The following is a 4,768-nucleotide window of genomic DNA, read 5'->3' on the forward strand; positions in this document are numbered from 1 at the left end:
CCCTAAAACAACAACAGAATTCACGATATGACGACGATCGAATTGATTCAAGACACCTTCACGAATGGCGTGAAAGTGGCATTCCTCAAGAGTGGATCGATGGATGTCTCAAGAGCTTGTCAGGAGACGCGCCCTACGACTATTTGCTTTACTCGGACAAGTTAGAGCGGCGCAATGATGGGCGTGTGGTCAACTGGGTTCTTAAGCGTTATCAGCACGTCGAAAACGGCGGCTGGTGGTGTAGCGGTGAGGATTTAGTTGAACTCAAAAAGCATTTAGTTGAGCGGCGGATCAACGAGCGAGCCGACGAATTTATTTCGTTTCAAATGCTGTGGGGACAGTTCAAGCCCAACACCCCAATCGAAAAAGATGGCAAGCCGATCAAATATGAGGGGCCACCAAAGACTGAAACGCGAGTCTATGCCCTGACTCATCCGTTTCGCCCGCGCTACTGGCTAGAGGTGCTCGCAACCCCAGACGTTCCGATCGTCATCACTGAGGGAGCCAAAAAAGCGCGACTGCTGATGTCGTTGGGCTATGCCGCGATCGCGCTTCCGGGCGTGTTTAACGGCTACCGGAAGACCACGAATAAACTGATTGACGACCTCGCGGCTGTGTGTGCCAAAGGTCGCCCGATTTACATTTGCTTTGACCATGACACCAAAGAGAGTACTCGCCGCAATGTCAACATTGCGATTTCCAAGCTAGGGAAATTGTTTGCTCTCCAAGGCTGCAAAGCCCACGTCATTGAATTGCCTGGACCCGAAAAAGGGGTAGACGATTTTGTGGTGTCGCGGGGACGAGAAGCCTTCGATCGTGAGTTCCAGAATGCTCTACCGCTTCACCAGTGGCAAACACGGCTCTACACTCGCTTAACCTATGAAGCTGATTTAGAACTGAATCAGGACAAGTTAGGACCGTTCTGCATCCTCGGCAGTCAGCCGAAACTCTTGTGCATCAAATCACCCAAGGGCAGCGGCAAGACTCATAGCCTAGAGCAGATTGTAGCGGGAGCTAAAGAGCGGGGGCAACGAGTTCTCCTGATCACTCACCGAGTACAGCTTGGGCAAGATATCTGTCGTCGGGTTGGACTGCCCTACATTACCGAGGCGGGTGTCACCAAAGAAGCGGCTCCTCATGGCTACGGACTTTGCATCGACTCACTACACTCAGAATCGCAAGCCCGATTTGACCCGGATGACTGGCAAGACGCGATCGTCATCATTGACGAGGTAGAGCAAGTCTTGTGGCACTTGTTCAACGCCAACACTGAGATCAGAAAACATCGCCTTCCGGTGATCGAGCAACTGCAAACGCTACTGTTGCAAACGCTTCGCAGTGAGAACGGCAAAGTCATACTGCTAGATGCCGATCTCACCGACGTGTCGATTAATTTCGTTCTCAACCTAACCGAATCCCGATTCTGGATTAAGCCGTGGATTGTGGTGAATCACTACAACCAGTCCAACTTTAGACGCTGCCGTCACTACAACCAGTCCAGTCCTAAAGTGTGGCTCGCGGCACTCATTCAAGCGATCGCCCAAGGAGAAAAGTGTTTTGTGGTGACACAAGGGCAAAAGGTGCGGTCGGTTTGGAGTGCCACCAATTTTGAGCAAATCATCTTGCAACTGATGCCTAACTGCAAGATTCTCCTCATTGATTCCGAAACGATCGCGGAACCGGATCACGCGGCGTATGGGGTGATTGACAAGCTCAATTCAGTCCTTGATCAGTACGACGTGGTGATTGCCACGCCATCAATTGAAACCGGAGTATCGATCTAGCGAACCATTTCGATTCGGTCTGGGGCTGCTTTTGGGGGGTTTCTCCGACCAATTCAGCACGGCAAGCCTTAGCCCGAATTCGCGCCAACATTCCGCGCCATGTCTGGGCAGTAGGGCACAGCACTTGTGGCAAGATTGCAGGCGGCGGAACGACGAAGTTTGCGCTCTCTAACGGTCAAACCGAAGTCGCAACCGCCATGCTTAACCGACTGAAGCGATGGTGGGAGAACGACGAAGAGTATGTCACCCACGAAGCCGCGCTCAACACTTGGGCAGAAATGGCGTGTCGCATCAACACCGAAATGGCGTCCTACCGATTGTCGCTGGTGGATGGCTTGCGAGAGGAAGGATACCAAATTGAATCTGCCGAACTGGAGCCGTGCGAAGAACTCCCCTATCTACTAGAGAATTGGTTGCCAGAAGATGTGGACGTTTCACCAGACAGGATTGGGCTTGAGTTTATTCGCTTCTGTCACGACCTACTGAGAGGAATTCGCACCGTCCGCTATGGGCTGGAATGCCAAGACGAGGCGGATGCCGACTCGATTGATGATACCGAGGGTGAACTGCTCAAACTGAAGCGCAACAAAACCCGCGAGGAACGGCTGAAATATCGCAAGTGGATTCGCCACAAGAAATATGGCGGGGTCGAGGTCACAGTTGATCTGATTCAGAAAGATGACAAAGGCTGGCACTCTCAATTGCAGACCGACTACTTCTCTGGTGTGGGGCGCGAGTTTGTGGACGATCGCGATGTCAAGCTGCTCAATCTGCTCAGTCGCAATCAGCAGCTTTGGTATCCGGTGTTCATCGCCTCTCAAATTGGCTTGAAGGTGCAAATTCTAGAGCGCTTCAAAATTCGGGAACTGACGCAGCCAGAGCAAGAGTTCAAAAACTCTGATCCATTGCTTCAGTGGTTGGCTGACGAGGCAAGGCAATTCTCCCAAAAGTTGAGACAGATCCTCGGCATTAACATCTGCGAGAAAGATAGCCCGATTGCGATCGCAAACAAGTTTCTCAAGAAATTGGGGATGAAGCTGGTCAACACCAAAGAGAAGCGTGGACCTCGCGGCGGATGGGATTGGATCTATCGCTTCGAGTCCCCAAGCGACGGGCGTGAGGAAGTGTTTAGGCGATGGTTTGAACGAGACACACTAAGTCGGAATGACTCCGCCGTAGTCTCAGAATTCATTATTAATAATAGGGAGGCTGCATAGCGATGGGAGAAGCGAACCGACGGAAGAAGCTTGACCCGAATTTCGGCAAGCCAAAAAAGTTAACCCGTTCCGAGATTTTGGATTTCTTGCTGCGACGATCGCCAGTCAGCAGTGATGAATGGAACCGGATTTACGCCAGCATCGTTCCCGATGAGATTGGCAAATCTGCTTTTAAGTTCTCGGTCACGATCGACGCAAGCGGCAAAATTCTGCCGTTACGACTGAGAGAACTACAGCGAGAGCAGAAGTGGACGGACGGCATGATCGAGGTGTTGTGGAACGCTGAGACAAGCCGATGGATTGAGCAAGCAGCCGCCAATCTAATTGCTGAATTTCCAGATTTTTCCGAGGTAGAGGATGGCGTTAAAAAGCTTTTAGTGGTTGCCATCTCCCACACAGTGCGCCCCAAGGTCTATGCATTTTTTGACCTCATCGAAAGCGAAGAATGCGAAATTGCTCCAACTCTAGATGAGTTCTGGGAAGGCAAAACTCAAGGCGAGCTACCGGAGGACTGGCAATGAGTACCCTTCCATCGTGGGTTAAACCCAACGCCGTTGCACTCCATCAATCCGGCACACTCTTCACCATTCAAGGCGTGAAGAAAGCCAGAAACAAGGACAGCTATTTCCTCAACCCGTGGGTAAATGGCGGCGGCGTTACGTTCCCGCTCTCCGAATGCCAAGCCGCAACACCTGAACTTGTGCCCGATCGAGCCAAGTACATCACTCCAAACGGGCATCAGTTGAAGGTTGAGCGCATCCCGATCGGCTTCGCTGTGTCCGACGGTAAGCGGCGGTTTGGGGTGTCCTTGGCTCAAGAGAATGGGCTAGCAGCGGCGCAATCCTTGGCTCAAGCGTTCAGTGGTGAAATCGTAGAGGTGGACCATGACAACTGGTAGTCAACTCTATCTGCCATTTGCAGAGTTTATTCGAGTTCGTGACGGTAACAACCTGGCTGCGGCGATCGCGAATCGACACTACTCCCGGATTTGGAGAGGAAACACCACCCAGGATCGATTTATGCCTCCAGGGAGGCGATTAATTCTCGTTGAGCCAAGCGGACGCTGGCTCTTTGCGTGGAATATGCAGAAGTTTCGCCACGATGGGCAGTTTGGGGCGGAATGCACCATTTTCCGAAATGAATCTGAACTGCTATCGAGCGACATCATTCTGCTTGCAGAGCGTGAGTGCGATCGCGTGTTTGGCTTTTGTCGCAAGTTCACCTATATACACCCTGGACTAATCAGATCCACAAACCCCGGTTACTGCTTTCAGAAAGCCGGATGGACGCTTACTAGGCATAAAAGCACTAGGGGTTTAGCTCTTCTGATCAAGGAGGTGTCCTCATGATGCAGCTTGGATTGCTCGATTACGTTGTGCCACCAGAACAAACCGTTCCGACGGCTCCGTCGCTCAAAATTGGGGACTCTGTTCGAGTGGTGAGTGTTGGGATTTTGCCCGAATCACTGATCGGGCAGATTGGAACTGTCTCATCAATGCTGTTACCAACGATCGCCCAAGTCGAAATTGAGGGGCAAGTTTGGGGTATGGAGCGATCGCAGCTTGAACTTGTACCGCCTCAAGTTGTGAGTCGTGGGGCGCAATTGTGGCAAGAGGCTGTGATCGGGCATCGCGATCAAACGCTTGAAAAGTTGAAGAATTGCCCGAACGCCGATCTTTATAAATCCGTAATTTCAGAACTGGAGGCTTTGGCATGACACAGCAATTAAACCTATTAGAAACCTTGTCAACCCTTTCACCTTTAGAC

General features: G+C 51.5%; 6 protein-coding genes. All 6 read left to right on the forward strand.

Annotated features, from left to right (window positions below):
• A partial coding sequence (locus tag AC5I6P_RS00425; RefSeq protein WP_495691782.1) for a plasmid replication protein, CyRepA1 family occupies window positions 1-1,784 on the forward strand: 1,784 nt, incomplete at its 5' end.
• Window positions 1,785-1,981: 197 nt separating this feature from the next.
• On the forward strand, window positions 1,982-3,001 hold the full coding sequence (locus tag AC5I6P_RS00430) for a hypothetical protein (RefSeq protein WP_495691783.1): 1,020 nt from the start codon (window positions 1,982-1,984) through the stop codon (window positions 2,999-3,001).
• A 2-nt stretch (window positions 3,002-3,003) separates the two neighbouring features.
• Window positions 3,004-3,522 carry a hypothetical protein gene (locus AC5I6P_RS00435; RefSeq protein ID WP_495691784.1) on the forward strand — a complete coding sequence of 173 codons (519 nt, stop codon included), beginning with the start codon at window positions 3,004-3,006 and terminating at the stop codon, window positions 3,520-3,522.
• A complete protein-coding gene (locus tag AC5I6P_RS00440) occupies window positions 3,519-3,899 on the forward strand; it encodes a hypothetical protein (RefSeq protein ID WP_495691785.1) in 381 nt (126 codons plus the stop codon). The genes AC5I6P_RS00435 and AC5I6P_RS00440 overlap by 4 nt, the downstream gene beginning before the upstream one ends.
• A complete protein-coding gene (locus AC5I6P_RS00445; RefSeq protein ID WP_495691786.1) occupies window positions 3,886-4,350 on the forward strand; it encodes a hypothetical protein in 465 nt (154 codons plus the stop codon). The genes AC5I6P_RS00440 and AC5I6P_RS00445 overlap by 14 nt, the downstream gene beginning before the upstream one ends.
• Complete coding sequence (locus tag AC5I6P_RS00450) at window positions 4,347-4,718, forward strand: hypothetical protein (protein WP_495691787.1); 372 nt, start codon at window positions 4,347-4,349, stop codon at window positions 4,716-4,718. The genes AC5I6P_RS00445 and AC5I6P_RS00450 overlap by 4 nt, the downstream gene beginning before the upstream one ends.
• The last annotated feature ends 50 nt before the right edge of the window (window positions 4,719-4,768 follow it).

The sequence above is a fragment of the Myxacorys sp. genome, assembly GCF_059501405.1.